We start from the raw sequence: 19,062 nt of genomic DNA on the forward strand, positions 1-19,062 counted from the left end.
GGAATGTTTCCCCGCCAAGCTGGTCAGTCTCGACATGCAAAGACACGTAGCCATCGTCGATGATGATCGCGTTATCCGCGAGACGCTCTCGGAGTGTCTTGCGGAGGCCGGGTTTCAGCCGCACGCGTGCGCGAATGAAGCCGAACTCGATCTGCTCATGAGCCGGTCATCCATTGATCTCCTCATTGTGGATCTCAATCTCGACGGCGAGGACGGACTGGACATCGTAAAAAGGATCGCACACCGGGAAACAATTCCGGTTATCATCATCACGGGCGAGCGGATCGATGATGTCGACAAGGCAATCGGGCTCGAATTCGGCGCCGACGACTATCTCGAGAAGCCGTTCGGGCTTCAGGAAATCATCGCCCGAATCAGAGTTTGCCTACGGCCGTCAGTGGTGCCGGTCGAAAGAGTACCGGAACAAACATTCCGTTTCGCGGGATGGTCGCTGAACATGCGCCAACTCAGCCTGCGCGACCCGAACGGAAATCCCATCGAACTCAGTCCAAATGAATTTCGTGTCTTGGCGGCGCTCGTCCGCTCACCGCAGACCGTCCTATCCAGAGAACAGTTGCTGCGGTCGCGAGATCACGATTGCGGCGAATTGGATTGCCGAAGCATCGATGTCGTCGTGAACCGCCTGCGCCGAAAGCTTGAACATGGTTCGCCGCAACGATCGATGATCGAGACCGAGCGCGGCATTGGATATGTCTTCGTCCCATCCGTCCAGCAGATTGAAGTGCGCGCGGAGCCGCACCTGCTCTTAACGGCAACGGAGGCCGACCGTTCTGTTGAGATAGGCTTTCCGGGACAAGAATGTTGATCGCATCAGCTCTGCAACAAGCCACAGGCCTGACGCCATAGGCACATGATTTGCCGCCGGTCCTGTCCGCCGTCCACTGAAATACGCACACACCGGAAGGAAGGAAAAAGATGAACGTAGCACTTTCGCTCAATATCCTGCCATCGACGATAGAAGAGGTCGAAAGGGACGCCTGGATAGACCTCTACGCAGCGGCCCCGATCGAAACGAGCAAGCGTTTCGGACTGCAGGCAGCCCTCTTTGGAAATGTACCGGCTCTCGCCGGACCGGAAATACCGATATCCGAGTTCAACCGAGCCTTCATGCTCGATGACAGCGCAGTGACAGATCTCGACGAGGCGTTTCGATGGCTCAATTGCCATGCATCCCCGGAGTTTGCGCTTCAGATAGCAGCAGACGAGATGGTGCGCGATCTTCAAAACTGGGCCGTCGAGAGGGGATTTTCGCCGTCCGGAAACGGTTGGTCAAAACTTGTCAGGACCATCTCTTCGAATGAGGACGGCGCGGAGGCGGACGACGAGCGGTTTGAGATCATCACAAACCCCGAAGCAAGCGTCTATGGCGATCTGGTCGTCAACGCGTTCGGCTTGCCACAAGAGACGAGAGACTGGTTTTCGGCACTCGTTGGACGACCGGGCTGGACCGTCCTGGTCGTTCTCATGAACGGCGAACCCGTTGGTTCAGGCGCGCTCTTCGTGAAAGGCCAGTGGGGTTGGTTCGGCATCGACGGAACTCTCGATCACGCGCGGCGTCAGGGCGTTCAGTCGATGTTGATCAAAGCGCGCGCCCGCCTCGCGCGTAGCCGGGGGGCGCGCTATCTGACTGCGGAAACCGGCCGGCCCGAGCATGCCTACGAGAAACACACGTCTCGTGAAAACTATCTTCGCAACGGCTTCACGGAAGCCTATCATCGCTCCAATTACAAGCGATCCATTTGAGACGGCACAGTGCCGTCAACCGACATCTCGCCAAGCTTCTTCCGGATAGTTCTCATCAAGCGACGTGGATCCAATGGCCAAAGGACAAGATCGACGCCTGTCGTGTGATCGGCATTGTCATCGCCGATGAACATGACGGGCACATTGGCAAGGGAGGCGCTGATGCAGCCACTCTCCTCGGATGGGCCAGATGCGTGGTCGACCAGGAGAAGCTGTGGCGGGTCCAGCTCACGAAACCGATCTAGAGCCTCCGCGATGCCGCTAAAGCCAATCGGCTCATATCCGAACGACGCGATACAATCTTCGAGCTCTGTTCGGCGCTCCTCATCGGCATAGACGATCGCAATGAGTTCGCCATGTCCGAGCGGGATCACGGATTCCGGGAAGAACGCATCTAGCGGCACGGGGGAATCGTCCACGAGCGGAAAAAAGACATTGAAACGAGTACCGTGACCCGCCGAGCTCTTGACATTGATCGGTGCCGACAAGGCTGCTGCGCTTCCGTGCACCACCGAGAGGCCGAGGCCGGTTCCGCCAAGATGTCCCTTCGTTGTGAAAAACGGTTCAAACAGATGGGTCAAAAGATTGGATGGAATGCCCGGCCCCCTATCTTGAACGGACAGACTTGCATAGGACCCTGGCGCAAGCTCGCCGTGAGAAAGTGATTCCGCGACGCACGTATCATACCGTTCCAGTTTCACGGCACATCGACGGTCCGGGGGCATTGCCTCGAAGGCATTCCTGCAGAGGTTCGTCACGATCTGCTTTACCTCGACAGGATGACCGCGGATCACGAAGCGGTCGCCCTGCACGCATAGGTCGAGGTCAAAATGCGCCGACAGCGATACTCGCAGATTGCCGATTACATCTTCGACCTGCTGGCGCAGATCGAAGGGCCGACGGTCGCGATCGCGCCTGCGACTGAAGCTGAGGATCTGCTCGACCGTAACCATTGCACGATGACAGATGCCGACGATTTCGGCCGCGTAGGCATATGACCTGGATCGCCGTCGCATCGACTGGCGAAGCATTTCCCCGTAGCCGAGAAGCGCACCGATATAATTGTTGAATTCATGAGCGATGCCCCCGGCAAGAGTCCCGATCGCCTCCAGCCGCTTTGCGTGCTCGAGACGCTGCTCGAGCACGGTCCGGTCACGTCGCATCCAGTTCAATCGAATGGCATCGGTCATAACGTCCATTGCCGTATGCATCTGTGCCTTGAGACGTTTTGTGAGCCTTGGGGCGGCGTGCGGGTAAGTCAGGATACATCCGGCTATCATCGCCATATCGCCTGGCATGGCGGCCGTAATCACAATCTGCCCATGTCCGGCGACGCCCTCGTCGACCACGAGAAAGCCAGGCGAACCCGTGTCGTCACTGCCTGCCTGCCGCAGAAACTGGATGTTGTCTTGCCAGGCAGCCACTCCCGCATTGCAACCGTCCTCGCCGTGAGTGTAAATCTCTCCGGACCCGTCCTCGTCCCGGTCCATGATCTGCAACGCAACCCGCGCCTTGAAAAAAGCTGAAAACGTCGCAAGTGCAGCCCGCAAGGCTTCATCGAAAGCATCTGGTTCGGCGTTGGCCAGCCCCACTCTGGCGAAGCCGGCGGCTGTTTCAAAGGCAAGCTGCTCAGCCAGTCGCTGGGAACGTCCACGCAGTCGCGCAAGCAACACAGCAACGAGACCGCACAATGTGAACGCGATCAACGCTAAGACTATCTTGGCCAGATTGGCAAAACGATCGGCGCGGACATAGGCATCGACGTATGTCTGCTCGATCCGCTGTATCAGCTGTGGAACAGACGATTTTTGAACGCCGGCCAAGGAGGCATCCACCAGCGGCCGCGCCATCAATATCATCTGGCCGTGGCGAGACAAGGCGTGGGATCGGTCATCATCGGCGCGTAGAAGGGCGACGAATTTCAGTTTCAGGGATGCTGCACGGTCCGCTTTCGGTTCTTCCGTGAAGCGCATCATGAGACTGGCCAACCCGTCCAGACCAACTCGACCTGGCTCGTCGATCGTCGATCCGGCCGCCGGCGCGGGCGCCATCAAATGAACGAAAATCCTGCTGGAGTTCACCAGAAGTGCATTACGCGTCTTGAATTCCTCAACGTAACGTTCTTCCGCATCGATATTGGTCCGGAGTTCGCTGAATTGCGCGCGGAGGGATCCTGCGAGATCCAGATTGGCCGTAGCGACAAGACGCTCGAGTGTCTCGACATCGCGATGAAGATTGACGACCGATCCGACGAGTGGATCGTAATTCGCAAGAAGGCCGGCTCGGATCTGCAACATGTCGCGCTGCAGCGAAGCCTGATCGACATGCAACTGCCAGAATGTTGTCATGACCGACTGATGAGCTCTTCCATCCGGACCACGTCCAACCGCAACAACGCTTGCGACAATAGCGCCAACGAAGAACAGAATGATCAGCAGGAATTCAGTCTTTGGATTTGAGCGGTTTTCCATTGAATGTTCCAGTCAAGCTATTCAGAAAGGCGACGAGATCCTCCACATCGTTTTCAGGTATCTCCTGGCCGAGCTGAACGCGGCCCATCAACCTGACGGCCTCTTGAAGCGACGCCACCCTCCCATCGTGAAAATAGGGGGCGGTCAATTCAACATTCCGCAGACTTGGCACGCGAAAAACGCCGATATCGCTATCGTTATGGGTCACCGTCCATCGACCAAGATCGCCGTTGCTCACACCCCTGTTACCCAGGCTTTCGACAAAGATCCCGAACTTCTGGAAGACATTGCCGCCGACGTTCGAACCCTGGTGACATGAAGAACAGCCATACATCTTGAACAGCCGGTATCCGCGTTCCGCGGCCTCCGACAGGGCTTCGAGATCACCGCGCAGATAGCGATCAAATGGCGCATCTGGCGTTACGAGTGAGCGTTCATAAGTTGCCAAGGCATTCAATACGTCTTCGCGACGGATCGAGCGTCCGTAGGTCTTCTGGAACGCCGCTCTGTAGCGAGCGCTCGCCCTGAGGCGGAAAATAAGGTCAGACCAGGAGATCGCCATCAAGGTCCGGTCCAGCAATACGGCTTCGTTCTGTTGCTCCAGGGAGGTGAAGTTGCCTCTCCATCCCAGACGATAATTGCGCCCGACGTTGAATATCGACGGCGCGTTGAACCGGTGCATGCGCCCGTTATAGCCGATAGTCCGTTTCGCGCGTATGGTCCCTCCCAGGGACAGATCGTGACACGACAGGCACGAGAGCATGTTTTTCGACGACAGTTGCCTGTCGGCAAACAAGAGGGCGCCGAGCGCGACCCGGCTCGGGTCGAGGTCCTTTACAGGTTCAATCGGCTCGACAGGTTCACCACGATCGGGACGATAAAGATCCTCGGCGGCGGTCAGTCGAAAACATCCGACGATCGCGATCACGATGATACAGGTGCGAAGGATGGCGCGGATCTCAGGTTGGCGGGCGGAAATCAACGAACCTCTCATTGCTCCGCCACATCTGCATCGAACACATATCCAGCATTGCGGATTGTCTTGATCAGCACCGGTCGCGAGCCGCAATGCTCGATCTTTCTGCGCAGTCGCAATACGAGGACATCTATGCTTCGGTCGATCACGACCTCTCCGTTCACCCGACTCTCGTTCAGCAGATACTCGCGGGAAAGCGCCTGTTTCGGCGAGCGAAGGAAGGTGGTCAAAAGATTGAATTCACCGGCCGAAAGTTGAATCTCTCCGATCCCATTCCGATGAAGCTGGCGCGTGGCGAGATTCATCTGAAAGTCAGCAAAAGCGTAGGCGCCCCGTCTGGTGTTGGCTCCCCGATCCTTGCGACGTCGGAGCTTCGAACGCACTCGGGCCAAAAACTCGCGCATTCCAAATGGTTTCGTCAAATAGTCGACTGCACCGAGCTCCAAGCCGACGACCTTGTCAGCCTCATCGATGCGGTTGCCCGTGATGATGATGACCGGGATGCCCTGGCCGGCAAGTTCACGCACGACGTGCAGGCCATCCTCCCGGCCAAGATTGAGATCGACGACCGCAAGGTCGATCGTACAGCGCAAGGCCAGTCGCCTCGCTTGGGCGCCATCGCTGACGACGCTCGTATGATAGCTATTCCTGCGCAGACAGTCGGCCAACATCTCACGCATGTCGCGATCGTCGTCGACGATTAAGAGGTGCTTTCCAGGATCGCTTCCCGCCTGCGGGGTTTTGATGTCATTCATCACAATTTGCTCGGGGCATTCGAGGGACATCTGCGATTTTGTCCCCCGCTGAAGCACTGGCAAAGAAGCGTCGATGCTCGTCCGCCAGTGCGATTTTGAGATTTCGTCCGATCAGTGGCCGCTGGGGCTTGGCATTCCGCTGACTTGCCGTGCGGGGACGAGCAGATTGACGACAACGGCGACGACGATGTTCGCCGCAAGAGCCAGAAGCCCGGTATAGACGGTGAAGCTCGCGCCGCCGATGGTCACCGCGTGCAGCGGCTTCCAGCCCGCCTCCCAGACGAGGTAGGTGCCGCCGAAGAAGCCGACGAACCAGCCGGCGAGCAGGCCGGGTGCGCGGAACCAGCCTGAATAGAGGCCGAAGACCAGGGCCGGCAGCGTCTGCAGGATCCAGATGCCGCCGAGCAGCTGCAGGTCGAGGGCAAACTGCGTCGGCAGGAAGAGGATGACGAGCAGCGCACCGATCTTGACGATGAGCGACGAGATCTTCGCGACCTTCGCCTCGCCCGCCGGAGACACGGCGGGATCGACGTAAGCCTTCCAGAAATTGCGGGTGAAGAGATTGGCCGCACCGATACTCATGACCGCTGCCGGCACCAGCGCGCCGATGGCGATGGCCGCGAAGGCAAAGCCCGCAAACCAGCTCGAGAACAGGGTCTTGAACAGCGCCGGAACGACATCGTTGGCGCTGTCCAGTTGCAGATGCGCAGCATGGCCCATGTAGCCGAGCAGCGCCAGCAGGCCGAGCAGCAGCGTATAGGCCGGCAGCAGCACCGCATTCTTGCGGATCGTGTTGCCGCTGTTGGAGGCGAAGATGCCGGTCAGCGTATGCGGATACATGAAGGCGGCAAGCGCCGAGCCGAGCGCCAGCGTCGCATAGGCGACATACTGGTTGGAGCCGAGGAGGAGATTGCCGGCGCCCTTGGCCTGGAAGGCTGCGTCCGCTGCGGCAAAGACATTGGCATATCCGCCGAGCCGCGAGGGGATGAGGGCCACGGCCGCGATCACCACGATATAGATCATGATGTCCTTGACGAAGGCGATCAGCGCCGGTGCGCGCAGGCCTGCGGAATAGGTATAGAGCGCCAGCACGATGAAGGCGGTGGCGAGCGGCAGTTCGCCATGCAGGCCGAGTGCCTTGAGCACTGCCGTCATGCCGACGAGCTGCAGGGCGATATAGGGCATAGTTGCGATGACGCCGGTGACGGCGACCGCCAGTTCCAGCCAGCGTGAGCCGTACTGGCCGTGCACGACGTCAGCAGCGGTGACATAGCCGAATTCCTTCGCCCGCTTCCACAGCACCGGCATGACCATGAAGACGAAGGGGTAGACGATGATCGTATAGGGCAGCGCGAAGAAACCGTAGGCGCCGACGGTATAGACGAGYGCCGGCACGGCGATGACCGTGTAGGCGGTGTAGAAATCGCCGCCGACGAGGAACCAGGTGATCCAGGTGCCGAACGAGCGGCCGCCGAGACCCCATTCGTCGATATGGGCAAGCGTTTCGGGCTTGCGCCAGCGAGCGGCGACGAAGCCCATGATCGTGACAAGGACGAAGAAGAAGATGAAGACGGAAAGCGCCGTTACGTTGATGTCACTCCCCATCGCGCACGCTCCTGTAGGCGATCCAGATCAGGGCTGCGGTGATCGGCACCCAGAGCAGCTGATACCAGTAGAAGAAGGGAAAGCCGAGGAATTCCGGCTCGCGGTAATTGTAGAACGGCACCCAAAGGAGGCCGATATAGGGAATGAGCAGCAGCCAGAGCGCCGCCTTTCCAAATGTTTTGGTCATTGATGAATACCTTTAGAAGGGGCCTTCCGGGCGTCGATCAGGCTGCTGCCGAAGCGGAGCCGGCAGTCGGAACTTCCGAGATCGTCTTGAGAACCTGCGACGCGATCTGGTAAGGGCAGCCCTGAGAGTTCGGGCGGCGGTCTTCCAGGTAGCCACGGTAATCGTTCTTGACGAAGGAATGCGGAACGCGGATCGATGCGCCTCGGTCGGCAACGCCGTAGGAGAACTTGTTCCACGGAGCCGTTTCGTGCTTGCCGGTCAGGCGCTTGTCGTTGTCGGGGCCGTAGACATTGATGTGGTCCATCAGGTTCTTTTCGAACTGGGCCATCAGTGCCTCGAAATAGGCCTTGCCGCCGATTTCGCGCATATACTTGGTGGAGAAGTTGCAATGCATGCCCGAGCCGTTCCAGTCGGTGTCGCCGAGCGGCTTGCAGTGATATTCGATGTCGATGCCATATTTCTCGGTCAGGCGCTGCAGGAGGTAGCGCGCCATCCAGATCTGGTCGGCGGCTTTCTTGGAGCCCTTGCCGAAAATCTGGAATTCCCACTGGCCCTTGGCCACTTCGGCATTGATGCCTTCGTGGTTGATGCCGGCAGCGAGGCAGAGATCGAGATGCTCTTCGACGATTTCGCGGGCAACCGAGCCGACGTTCGAATAGCCGACACCGGTATAGTACGGACCCTGCGGAGCCGGGTAGCCGCTCTCCGGGAAGCCGAGCGGACGGCCGTTTTCGTAGAAGAAATATTCCTGTTCGAAGCCGAACCAGGCGTCTTCGTCGTCGAGGATCGTTGCACGAGCGTTGCTTGCATGCGACGTGACGCCGTCCGGCATCATGACTTCGCACATGACGAGCACGCCGTTGGTGCGGGCCGGATCGGGATAGATGGCAACCGGCTTCAGCACGCAATCCGAGCTGCGGCCTTCGGCCTGCATCGTCGACGAACCATCAAAGCCCCAGAGCGGGAGCTGTTCGAGCGTCGGGAAATTATCGAATTCCTTGACCTGTGTCTTGCCACGCAGGTTCGGTACAGGAGTGTACCCATCGAGCCAAATGTACTCGAGCTTATACTTTGTCATATTGTCCTCACAGTGATGCCCGGGTTGCTGGGCGGGCCGACCATCAGGCCCGGTGATTGCCCGTTTTTTCCCTTCCGACCAAAATTTCTTACCGGTGAAACACAAGGCCGCGACGGATCGACCGCTTTTTACATGTCCAATTCCGGGGAAACGCCCTGGCCAAACAGAGCCGTGTGCTATTCGGCGAAAAGGTAAGCCTTGCGCAAATAGGCTGTTTGAAACCCGGTCCGTTTCAGGTTGTCATTGGAGATGTTCGGTTCGCCGGATTGTGGTTGATCCGTTTCGACGGCGAACTCACGAACGCCCATCGCACCGCCCTCATTCAGGCGGGCATTGATGAGAGCCTTCTGCACCCCTTTGTTGCGGAATGGGGCAAGCGTCGATCCTCCCCCGAACCATGCAAGACCGCCGCAGGCATACATGGCGGCGGTACCGGCCGGGACCCCGTCATAGTCGGCGATGAAGCACGACCAGCCGCTCTGCCCGACGATGGCGGACCAGAGTTCGATCATGTCGGCCGGCAAACCGAAGCCTTCGCACATCAACCCGGCGAATGACGTGGCCTCGTGGACCTGGGCCTTGCGGACCACGATCGATGGTGGGAGTGGAAGCGTTGCATCCGGAGCGGACCGCCGAAGTTTCGCAAGTCCGTTTTTGTCCTCGGTGAGGTCACACGCGTGGATCCAGCGATTTGTACCCGACGGCATCAAGCTGTCGTCGACCTGCAACCACCGACTTCCCCGTCTGTCGCTCATCCACGAATGCGCGATCTCAAGATCTTCCTGGCAGGACATGCCGAAGATGCGATTGAGCCCTCGAACGGGTGCGGAAGGGAAGGAGATCGCGAGACCGGTGCCGATCTGGCGGCATTCGAAAACACCCATATCCTTCAATGACCGGGGGGCGCGTTCGAAAAGATCCTGGAACGCCATGACCTCAATGACCTCGATATCTGGTATTTGCCAACGTGCATTGTTCAAGTTCACACCCTTCGTTGAAGTGACCACCGGTCGTTCAAATTTCTGCCTTCGCCTCGAGATCCTGACTGCAGTCATCCGAGACGCCCGTCGGCTGTGCGTAGAACAAGCCCCGGCCGGGTGCACCCCATAACTGATATGCACGACACGACGCGCTATTGCGGCGGCTTGCCGGAACTCGACGCGTCGGGTACCGGCGCGATTGCTCCCTTCATTTGTGCGTCCGGGCACGGGTTGAGTGAACAGTTTTGAGGACCGGCGCCCTCCGGGACGATGGGTAGCCAGCCTCTCGTGCGCTTCGCGGGTAGAAACCGGTAAAAGGGGGTAAAATCATTCGACTGGGAGGGTATTTTACCTGGTCTTACTTCACCGCGCGGACGGCTTTCGATATCAAACTGCCGGGAGTTCCGATCGCGGAGGCAAAAAATGACACCTGTTCAGGACGACGCGGCCGGAGCACGGTGTCAAGCTGCTGACATCGACGGTCTTCCGCTGACACGCCTGCATGTGCTCATCCTTTGCGGCTGCTGCGTGGCCTTCTCCTTCGATCTGGCGGAGATCGCGTTCGGCAACATTCTTTCTACCGTGTTCTCGGCGCCACCTCATTCGGTCTCGGACAGACAGTTGTCGTGGCTGCTCGCTTCCGTCTATATCGGTGCCGTCTTTGGTGCCCCGTCCCTCGGTTGGATCGCCGACCGCTACGGCCGCCGAATTGCCATGGTTTCGGCGATGGCCTTGCTGGCCCTCGCATCCTGGTGGGCTGGCGCGGCCGCGAATATCGACGCTCTCATCGTTTCGCGGATCGCGGCCGGAATTGCCCTTGGCGCCTATCCGCCACTCATGTTCTCCTACTTGACCGACATACTGCCAGCCAGCCGGCGTGGCGTCTGCATTGTCATGGCGACAGCAATCGGCTACCTCGGTCCGACCGTCTTCATCTTCTTCGTGCTTGCTCTTGCTCCGGTCGCACCACTTGGGTTGGAATCGTGGCGTTGGGGGTTTTTCACAGCCGGCCTTGGGGCGGCGCTGTGTACGCTCGGCTTCTGGTGGCTTCCAGAATCCCCCCGATGGCTCCTGAGCAAGGGAAAACTCGCCGAGGCCGCTCAGATAGCCGACGCGTTCAGGCGGTCGGCAGTGATGACAGGTTTCGACAGGTCACGGCCCAAGCCGCCGGGACAACAGAAGCGCGCGAACCCAGTCTCTTCCTCCCTCCCCATTGGCCAGACGGTCTTTTTCCTGCTCCTCTATGTTTTGACGCCATGGGCAATCGTCGGATTCACCCTCCTTTCGGGGACGATCCTCGTTGCCAAGGGAATGAATGTTCAGGAGTCACTGCTTTACGTCGGCATCTCGACGTTTGGACCGATAATCGGCACGTTGGGCGGCGGCCTCTTCGTCGACAGGTTCCAACGAAAGTCCTTCCTGACTGTGACAGCCACGGTGATGGGTGTGCTGGGAATGGTATTCGCAGCCACGGGAATACCGTGGTTACTCGTCTCGAGCGCGTTGCTTTTCAACATGGTCTATTCTCTCTTTCTGCCCGTGCTGGTCCTTTATACGGCCGAGGCAATCGCCACTCCGCACCGCGCGAAGTTGACGTCCTTGGCGTGGATGGCCAACCGCGGCGGTTCGGTGCTCGTGCCGCTTCTGCTGCTGCCAGTTCTAAAAGGATACGGGCCCCTGGCGATGTTTGCCATCATCGCCTTGACGCTCACGCTTTTTGTCTCGCTGATCTCGATGTTCGGCCCGACCGGCCGATCGGGACGTCCTGTCGAATAAAAGAAGCCTGCGGTTTGAAGCGCGCCATTGCGGAAGAAATGCGCCGCAAAAGGTTGCCCACGACCAGCACAAGACCATATGATATGCTTCGATTGGTCGCAGGTGAGACCGAAAACTGCTTGTCCGAATGGTGCCCTCGTTGAGCGACGCTATCAAATTCGAGCACGACGTCACCAAGCCGGTTGACGGCCATGCCACTGTGGCGCCCCATGTCCAAAGGGGATATGCGTTCGCGCGTTTCGTTCTTGATCCTGTCCGGCGCGCTCTTTTCGACGGTCGCAGTCAAATCCGGATCGGCAGTAGGGCAACGGCAATCTTGACCGCGATGGTTGAACGTGCCGGCGAGATCGTGACGAAAGATGAACTGATCAAGATCGCCTGGCCAACGACACTCGTTGAGGAGGACAACCTCAAGGTCCAGATCGCAACAATTCGTAAGATCCTTGGCGATGATTCCGACAGTCCACAATTCATCACCAACATCATCGGCGTCGGCTATCGGTTCATCGAACCGGTACAATCGATCCTTATAGAGGGATGGTCGACAGGCGGCACAGATGCCGCCGTGCCGTTGGAACCTCCAAGAGGGTTTCCGGCTCCGGTAGCCAGACTTATCGGACGCGATGAAGACGTTATTGGCATCGTTCGGCTGGTCGAGGTGCACCGACTGGTAACCATTGTTGGACCGGGGGGTATCGGCAAAACTGCTGCGGCACTTGTCGCCGGCCAGCAAATTTCCTCGTCTATCCCCCACGACTCGATATTTGTCGACCTCGCCGCTGTCGCGCACGGGTTTCTCGTGCCCTTTGCTATTGCCGCAGCATTCAAAATGTCGGCCGAAAGCGACGATCCGACTGCCAGCCTGATCCGATACCTGGAAAGCCGCCAAGTCTTTCTCCTGCTCGACAACTGCGAACACGTCATCGAGGATACGGCAACGCTTTGCGAAGCCCTGCTGAAAGGCGTGCCCGGGCTCCGCATCCTGGCAACCAGTCGTGAGCCGCTCCGGACGGACGGTGAGAGGCTCTTCCGGCTGATGCCATTGACGCTTCCTCGCGACGATCAGCTTACATTGGGAGACGCGCTCGGCTATTCCTCCATCGAGCTTTTTGTTGAACGCGCCGCGTCGGATGAACGGGGGCTGCCACTGACGGTCGACGACGTCCCCTTTATCATTGCCATTTGCCAGAAACTGGATGGACTTCCGCTTGCCATCGAAATTGCCGCCGCCCGCGTCGAGGTGTTTGGCATCGCGGAATTGGCTGAACGGCTTGAGAACTGCCTCGACGTTCCAGGCCTGCGCACAGCTGTTGACCGGCATCAGACCATGCGCAGGGTTCTGGACTGGTCCTATGAAAACCTCAATTACAGCGAACGCGCGCTGCTGCGCCGCTTAGCAATCTTTGCCGGTCAGTTCTCACTCGAGGCCGCCACGATGATTGCCGGCGACGAATATTTGGCGGCGTCGACGATCATCGAGACCTTATCAAGCCTGGTGCGTAAGTCCCTCCTGCATCCAACGCCTGGACCCGGAACGATGTCCTACCGGTTGCTGGAGAGCACCCGGCTCTATGCTGTCGAGAAGCTCGCCGAGGTCGGCGAGATTGAGAGGATGCGCCGGCTCCACATCCAGTTCGCAATCGATATTATGCAGCGCGCAGAAGACGAGTGGGCCGTTACGGCGCGGGCACCATGGCTCGAGCGCTACGCTCCTATGGTGGACGATATTCGACAAGCCTTACAATGGGCATTCTCGCTGGAAGGCGACGCTGCAGCAGGTGTGCGTTTAAGCGCCCTTGTGATGCCGCTCGGTATGCAGATGGGTCTGGTGGACGAATTCCGTCAGCGCAACGACGCCGCCATCGTCGTTGCCGCGAAACTGGAGCGTCCCGAGCTTGTCGCCGAGATGAAGCTCAACATGTTCCACGGATTCTTGAATTCCAACCAAGGCGAGCCGCAGGATGTCACTATAGCCGGCGTGGCTCGGGCACTTCACCTTGCCGAAATGACGGGCGAGGACCGATATCGCATCCAACCTCGCGTGTTGATGGCCGGCTTCCGTTTTGGCATGGGTAGCTACCGCGATGCGCTCCGCTGGGCCGAGGAGGCGGCCTTCCTCGGCCGCACTCTGTCCAATGATCTGGCAACGTTGGGTACACAGCGAATATTGGCCCAGGTGACGCATTTCAATGGCATGCATCGACGATCCATTGAGCTCGCACGCACCGTACTAGCCAGTCCGGTCGTCAACATTCCCTTGGCGTTCGGCGGCGTCCAGATCGATAAACGCGTATCCATGCGGATCATGTTGTCGCGCTCGCTCTGGCTGCTAGGGCAGGCGGAACAGGCTCTGGCCGTCGTACGGGAAGCGCTCGCCATCGCACCGCAAGCTGGCGCCGCCGCACTCTGCCAGACCCTTTCACAGTCTGCTTGCCCGATCCTATTTTGGAGAGGAGATACCGAGGAGGTGTACGAACATGTCCTGCATCTCCTGAATGAGTCTTCGCGCTTCACGCTGACCCATTGGAATTCATGGGGGCGATTGTACGAACGGATTCTGGAAAAGGAACATACTGACAGTGCCCGTTCCCGGCAAATTATCCGCACCGAAGGCGTCCTCCAGATCCATACGCTGGCGACCTTGAACGGCCAGATCTCGGGGATCGATTTTTCCGATCGGGCTTTGGAAACGACATGCGGGTGGGCAGCGCCCGAGATAATCCGGCGACACGGAGTCGCACTCTTGAAAACGGATGTCCGGCAAGGTGAGGCGTGGTTGTCCCGCTCCATCGCGCTCGCTCGACAGCAAGAGGCCTTGTCATGGGAGTTGCGAGCGATGACGTCGCTTGCCCAATACTGGCATGGCAAGGGCCACTCGCGCAAAGCCGCCGATGCGCTTTCCGCTGTGTACGCGAAGTTCAGCGAAGGCTTCGAGACTGCAGATCTCAAGACGGCTGCACATCTTCTGTCGATCCTGCAAGCGACCTGACGGCTATGCAATCCGCCGATCCCGTGTTTGTGTTGTCGGACCACCCACGCTTGCGCTGCATTGAGAACGGCTCTGACGCCTCAAGCGAGTACTCGTAAATAAAACAACTTACGAGAGATTGACTATCGAACAACCCGCTCGCCCTTCCGGGTCCCGACCGGTCGATCTCTCGCCGCACTCGCACGCCCGTCGCCAGCACGACTTCAGTGTCGCTCCTCAATTCCCGGTGGCCCGTGACAGGAGGCTTGACGCAGCCATGAGGTCCTGTGTGGCAAACCCCTCCGAAAAAGTCCGATAGAGGGTCCCGAGCTCTCCTGCAGCGGCGTCACTGCGGCCGATTTCGAGATAATGGGCGGCCAGATCATTGAGTATGCGCAGTTCGAACAGGGCTCCGTCCATCGCGCGGGCCTCTGCAAGCGCAGTTTTGAGAAGGTTCTCGCCATCCTCCCGTTGTCCGTCGCGCAGCAGGATCGATGCTAGAATCCGCTGCAGTTCCGGGCGGCACCAGCGCTCTCCCTGTTGCTCCTGATAGAGGAGCGCGGTCTCGATCCTCTCTCTTGCCTCATCGAGCCGCCCATGGCGGACGAGCGCGCGTGACAGACCGGCAAGATACATCGCGATCCAATGAAGACGGTGGCAATCGACAAATTCGTCAACAGCATCCCTTATTCGCGCAAGGCCATCCGCGCCGCCGTGCAAGTCGCGCAAATGACCTGAATAGTAGCGATAGACGGGCATCCAAGATGAAAGACCATCATGCGAGAGGTTGGAGTGAAGCTGTTTCGTATGTTTCTCCAGCGCATTCATGTCTCCCGTCTCGAGCGAGAGCGGCAATGCGGCCAGGGCCAGCGCGTTCGATTGTGATGCCCAACATTGCAGGCGTCCGGACGCCTCAACGGCATCGCGCGCGACCATCGCGGCGTGATCTGCATGACCGGTCATAAAGGCAGTAAAGGTCAAATAGCAGCGGGTCGTCACGATCTGTTGTAACTCATAGCGGGACAGGTTCGCAGCGCGCCGGCCCAACGGATCCCGCGCAGCAAGACGCTTGAGAACGTGTCGTCCCGATGCCAGCTCACCGCTATGCGCTCGGGTCCAGGCAAGGGCACGAAGTCCATCGAAAGCACCCGACCAGTCCTTATCGAGGTCGGACGATCCCTCTGCCTTTCTGAGGCATTCAATTGCCTCCCCCACCCTGCCGGCGTTGAGAAGACAGCGCGATAGGCCAATCAATCCGCGCTGCTCGTACTCAAGGCTGTCGGCGCGTCGGGCAAACAAAATGGCTTCAGTCCAGGCATCTTCGCTGCCGCCCGGGCCGCCGACATAGAAGAGAGCCGAGGCCCGGAAACAGGCGAGTTTCGCCTTCAGCAAATCCGAACAGTCTAATGCCTGCGCCCATGAGAGTGCTGTTTCAACCCATTTCGGTGCTTCGTTCTGTTCCGTGGTTTCAGACCATAGCGGAATCGCCGCCGCGGCGAGGCGCACGCCAAGGTTTGGGTCGCCCGTTTCGCCGAACGCCCATGACAATGCAGCCCTAAGATCGGCGATGCGGCCTGTGTAGCGTCCGGCCCAATCGGCGGCTTCGCGCCAACTCCATTCGGCTTCGGCGCGCTCGAACAACGTGAGGATGCGCTGAGCATGTGCGTGCGCGATCAATGGGCCAGATGAGTCCTCCTCGCGCTTCCTGATCGCATACCGTCTCGTGCTGTCGAGGAGCCTGTGGCGGATTACCTCGCCGTGGGCTGCGGCGGCCAAAAGGGATTTTGATACGAGCCCGCCCAGACCGGTCACAACATCGGCCATGTTCATCCCTGTCGCTCTGGCGACGGCAGCAACGTCCTCCAATTCAAAGGAATCCGCGAAGACCGATATGAGGCGAAAGATGGCAGCCTCGTCCGGCGAAAGAAGCCGGAAGCTCCAGTCGAGCGTTGCCATAAGTGTCTGTTGCCGTACCGGAAATTGGCGTGTCGGGCCGTGCTCGAGGTCTTGAAAACTGTCCAGGCTCTCAAGCATTTTCTGCGCACCACGCGTCTCGACGTTTGCGGCGACGAGTTCAATCGCCAGCGGCAGCCCGTCCAGTGCCCGGCATATTGATACGATGCTGGAACAATCCGTATCGACCAGTTGATAACCGGTCCATTGCCAGGCGCGACGGACGAACAGTTCAACCGCTGGAAAGCCAAGCGCCTCCTCGACGCTCGGGCAAGAGTCCGGGTCCGGTGAGGCAAGCGGCTCTATCCTGATGATGCGTTCTTCAAAGGTGCGAAGCGGCGCCCGGCTGGTGGCAAGCAGTCTGATGTTCCCGCCGGGTTCGACAAGAGCGTTTGCAAAAAGTACCGCGGCCGGCAGCACGTGTTCGCAATTGTCCAGAATGAGCAGCATGCGACGTGAGCGCAGGGCGTCAAAGCACGCATTTGGCTGGTCTCCAGCCTTTAATCTCACACCGAGAGCAGTCAAAACGGTGACGGGCAGATGCGCGGGATCATCGATCGGCGAAAGGTCGACAAAGCAGACGCCGTCCGGACAGTCGGACGAAAAGGCGTGGCCCGCGGCAATCGCCACAGTCGTTTTGCCCACTCCACCGGTTCCCACGATTGTGACGTGGCGCCCCCGTTGCAGGGCCTCGAGAATCTCCGCAATCTCGGTGTTTCGGCCGACGATGTCCCGCCAATCGGGCAGCGGTTCGGCCGCTGCCTGGTCTGAACGAAGGCGAGGCGTCTCCGGTAGGCTCGTATAGTACCCATCCACTTTCGCAACAAAGCGGTAGCCGCGCCCTCCGACCGTTGCGATATACGTAGGGCGCAAAGGCGTGTCTCCGAGAGTGCGGCGCAGACTGTGCATGTTGACCTTGAGATTGCTCTCATGGACGAAGGTGGCGGGCCAGACGGCTGCGATGAGTTCGTCCTTGCCGACGAGATCGCCCGCACGCTGCACGAGCAGGCGCAGCATGTCGAAGACGCGCCCGCCGAGTTTTACCGGCTGGTCACCCAAAAGAAGGAGCTGCCGGCTCGGTATGAGGCGATAGGACCCGAAGGAAAAAATCAGCTCCTTATCGGTGGGGCCAGCAGATATATCCATCGCAGAACTCCGATATATACCGATTGCCAATCGTCGAATGTCGGGTCGAGCCATAGCGCACCCGTCGCAACTGACGCGACGTCACGACGCGCTTGGCCGGCGCTCGCCCATGCTTCGCTTTTCAATCCCCGGCTTCCTGAATTTTCGGATTCACAAGTTCGCTGATGCCGGCGCCCGGAAGCTCACGACCATATCCCGATCGCTTGACGCCGCCGAAAGAAAGTACCACCGAGATGGAGGAAGCGATATTGATCCGGATTGATCCGGTCCCGATGCGCGAGGCGCTGCCTGGCGACAACTTGGCCGCTGCCAGGCGATATCGCTTCCAGGCTCGGCTTGTACCCGAATCAGAACGTCAGGACGGATCGTCCGACGATCTCATTCTTCCTCAGGCGATCGAGATAGGGATTGATTTCCTCGAAGGAGAAGGTCTCGATCGTGTGGCGGATCTTGTTTTTGGCGGCCAAGGCCATGACCTCGGCGAGGTCGGTATTGTTGCCCCAGAACGACCCCTGGATCGTCTGCTCGCGGGAGACGCGGGGAAAGAGCGGGATGTCGATGCGATCGGCGATGAAGCCGACATCGACGTAGTGACCACTGATCGCCAGCAATCCTGTTGCAAGTTCCACGGTCTCTTTGGCACCGGCGCAGTCAACCGCCGCGTCGATATCGGCCTGCCCGGTCGCTGCCTTAAGTTCATCGGCTATGTCGCTGACGGATTTTCCGTTGATGTTGATGACATCATCGGCCCCGTATTCCTTGGCGAGAGCCAGCTTGTCGGGATTGCGCGCAAAGGCAACCACCCTCGCGCCACTTCCAAGCAGCTTTGCATATTGTACCGCGTAGGCACCGAGACCACCAACGCCGAAGACGCCGATCACCCGGTCTGCGTTAAGGGCCCCCGCGTTGCGGAGCTTCTTGATCGCACGGTAGGGAGTGAGACCGGCATCGGTGAGCGGCGCCATTTCCTCGAATTTAAGGCGTTTGTCCACCTTGATCACGTAGCGCGCCGGAACCGGAATGAATTCCGCAAACCCGCCATAGGCACCGAAGCCCGGCCAGCGGACATTGGCGCAGATCTGTGTATTACCGACCAGGCAATGCCGGCAGGTGCCATCACCCCAGCCGGGCGCCACGACGACGTGATCGCCTTCCTTGATCGCTGACTTCGGCACCAGGCTGCCGACCCTGTCGATGATACCGGTGATCTCGTGTCCCGGAGTGATGGGCCGCGGAATGTCGGCATAGGTGGTGAAGAAACCGTCCACGAGCAGAACGTCTGATCGGCACATTCCGCAGGCCTTGATACTGACCAGAACCTCGTCCGGCTGAATGTCGGGAACCGGCACCTCCTCGAGGACGAGGGGCTTGTTGTATTCGTATAAGCGGGCCGCTTTCATGTC

14 protein-coding genes are annotated in these 19,062 nt (G+C 59.1%); 4 read left to right on the top strand and 10 right to left on the bottom strand.

All coding sequences use genetic code 11. The features are described 5' to 3' along the window. Nucleotides 1-34: 34 nt before the first annotated feature. Both AC1DF8_RS27445 and AC1DF8_RS27450 read left to right on the top strand, forming a co-directional pair. Nucleotides 35-826: a response regulator gene (locus tag AC1DF8_RS27445; RefSeq protein ID WP_478155770.1), complete on the top strand. Its 792-nt coding sequence runs from the start codon at nucleotides 35-37 to the stop codon at nucleotides 824-826. 110 nt (nucleotides 827-936) lie between these two features. Continuing rightward, entirely contained in the window at nucleotides 937-1,764 is an 828-nt protein-coding gene (locus AC1DF8_RS27450; RefSeq protein WP_478155771.1) for a GNAT family N-acetyltransferase, read from the top strand. Here AC1DF8_RS27450 and AC1DF8_RS27455 read toward each other — a convergent pair. The 7 genes from AC1DF8_RS27455 to AC1DF8_RS27485 form a co-directional block, all read right to left on the bottom strand. Next, nucleotides 1,746-4,235 carry a DAHL domain-containing protein gene (locus AC1DF8_RS27455; protein ID WP_478155772.1) on the bottom strand — a complete coding sequence of 830 codons (2,490 nt, stop codon included), beginning with the start codon at nucleotides 4,233-4,235 and terminating at the stop codon, nucleotides 1,746-1,748. The two genes, AC1DF8_RS27450 and AC1DF8_RS27455, sit on opposite strands and share 19 nt — an antisense overlap. Next, nucleotides 4,207-5,217: a cytochrome-c peroxidase gene (locus AC1DF8_RS27460; RefSeq protein ID WP_478155773.1), complete on the bottom strand. Its 1,011-nt coding sequence runs from the start codon at nucleotides 5,215-5,217 to the stop codon at nucleotides 4,207-4,209. Before AC1DF8_RS27460 ends, AC1DF8_RS27455 begins: the two co-directional genes overlap by 29 nt. Before the next feature lie 8 nt (nucleotides 5,218-5,225). Next, on the bottom strand, nucleotides 5,226-5,966 hold the full coding sequence (locus tag AC1DF8_RS27465; protein WP_478155774.1) for a response regulator: 741 nt from the start codon (nucleotides 5,964-5,966) through the stop codon (nucleotides 5,226-5,228). A gap of 111 nt (nucleotides 5,967-6,077) precedes the next feature. Next, nucleotides 6,078-7,571 carry a monocarboxylate uptake permease MctP gene (mctP, locus tag AC1DF8_RS27470; RefSeq protein WP_478155775.1) on the bottom strand — a complete coding sequence of 498 codons (1,494 nt, stop codon included), beginning with the start codon at nucleotides 7,569-7,571 and terminating at the stop codon, nucleotides 6,078-6,080. Beyond that, a complete protein-coding gene (locus AC1DF8_RS27475) occupies nucleotides 7,561-7,758 on the bottom strand; it encodes a DUF3311 domain-containing protein (RefSeq protein ID WP_478155776.1) in 198 nt (65 codons plus the stop codon). Before AC1DF8_RS27475 ends, mctP begins: the two co-directional genes overlap by 11 nt. A 37-nt stretch (nucleotides 7,759-7,795) precedes the next feature. After that, complete coding sequence (locus AC1DF8_RS27480) at nucleotides 7,796-8,836, bottom strand: glutamine synthetase beta-grasp domain-containing protein (protein WP_478155777.1); 1,041 nt, start codon at nucleotides 8,834-8,836, stop codon at nucleotides 7,796-7,798. Nucleotides 8,837-9,012: 176 nt separating this feature from the next. Further along, a complete protein-coding gene (locus tag AC1DF8_RS27485; RefSeq protein WP_478155778.1) occupies nucleotides 9,013-9,957 on the bottom strand; it encodes a GNAT family N-acetyltransferase in 945 nt (314 codons plus the stop codon). Nucleotides 9,958-10,239: 282 nt separating this feature from the next. Between AC1DF8_RS27485 and AC1DF8_RS27490 the strand changes: the two genes are divergently transcribed. Next, a complete protein-coding gene (locus tag AC1DF8_RS27490; RefSeq protein WP_478155779.1) occupies nucleotides 10,240-11,592 on the top strand; it encodes an MFS transporter in 1,353 nt (450 codons plus the stop codon). A 139-nt stretch (nucleotides 11,593-11,731) separates the two neighbouring features. Continuing rightward, nucleotides 11,732-14,581 (top strand): winged helix-turn-helix domain-containing protein, encoded by a 2,850-nt coding sequence (locus AC1DF8_RS27495; protein WP_478155780.1) that lies wholly within the window; start codon nucleotides 11,732-11,734, stop codon nucleotides 14,579-14,581. A gap of 216 nt (nucleotides 14,582-14,797) precedes the next feature. Here the strand turns inward: AC1DF8_RS27495 and AC1DF8_RS27500 are convergent, their stop codons facing one another. The 3 genes from AC1DF8_RS27500 to AC1DF8_RS27510 form a co-directional block, all read right to left on the bottom strand. Beyond that, nucleotides 14,798-17,659, bottom strand: coding sequence for an ATP-binding protein (locus tag AC1DF8_RS27500; RefSeq protein WP_478155781.1), 2,862 nt, complete (start codon nucleotides 17,657-17,659; stop codon nucleotides 14,798-14,800). 121 nt (nucleotides 17,660-17,780) lie between these two features. Then, nucleotides 17,781-17,957 carry an aldehyde dehydrogenase family protein gene (locus AC1DF8_RS27505; protein ID WP_478155782.1) on the bottom strand — a complete coding sequence of 59 codons (177 nt, stop codon included), beginning with the start codon at nucleotides 17,955-17,957 and terminating at the stop codon, nucleotides 17,781-17,783. Between the two features lie 49 nt (nucleotides 17,958-18,006). Further along, a complete protein-coding gene (locus AC1DF8_RS27510; protein ID WP_478155783.1) occupies nucleotides 18,007-19,059 on the bottom strand; it encodes an NAD(P)-dependent alcohol dehydrogenase in 1,053 nt (350 codons plus the stop codon). Nucleotides 19,060-19,062: the final 3 nt, after the last annotated feature.

This window comes from Rhizobium sp. 05N49 (genome assembly GCF_056396805.1).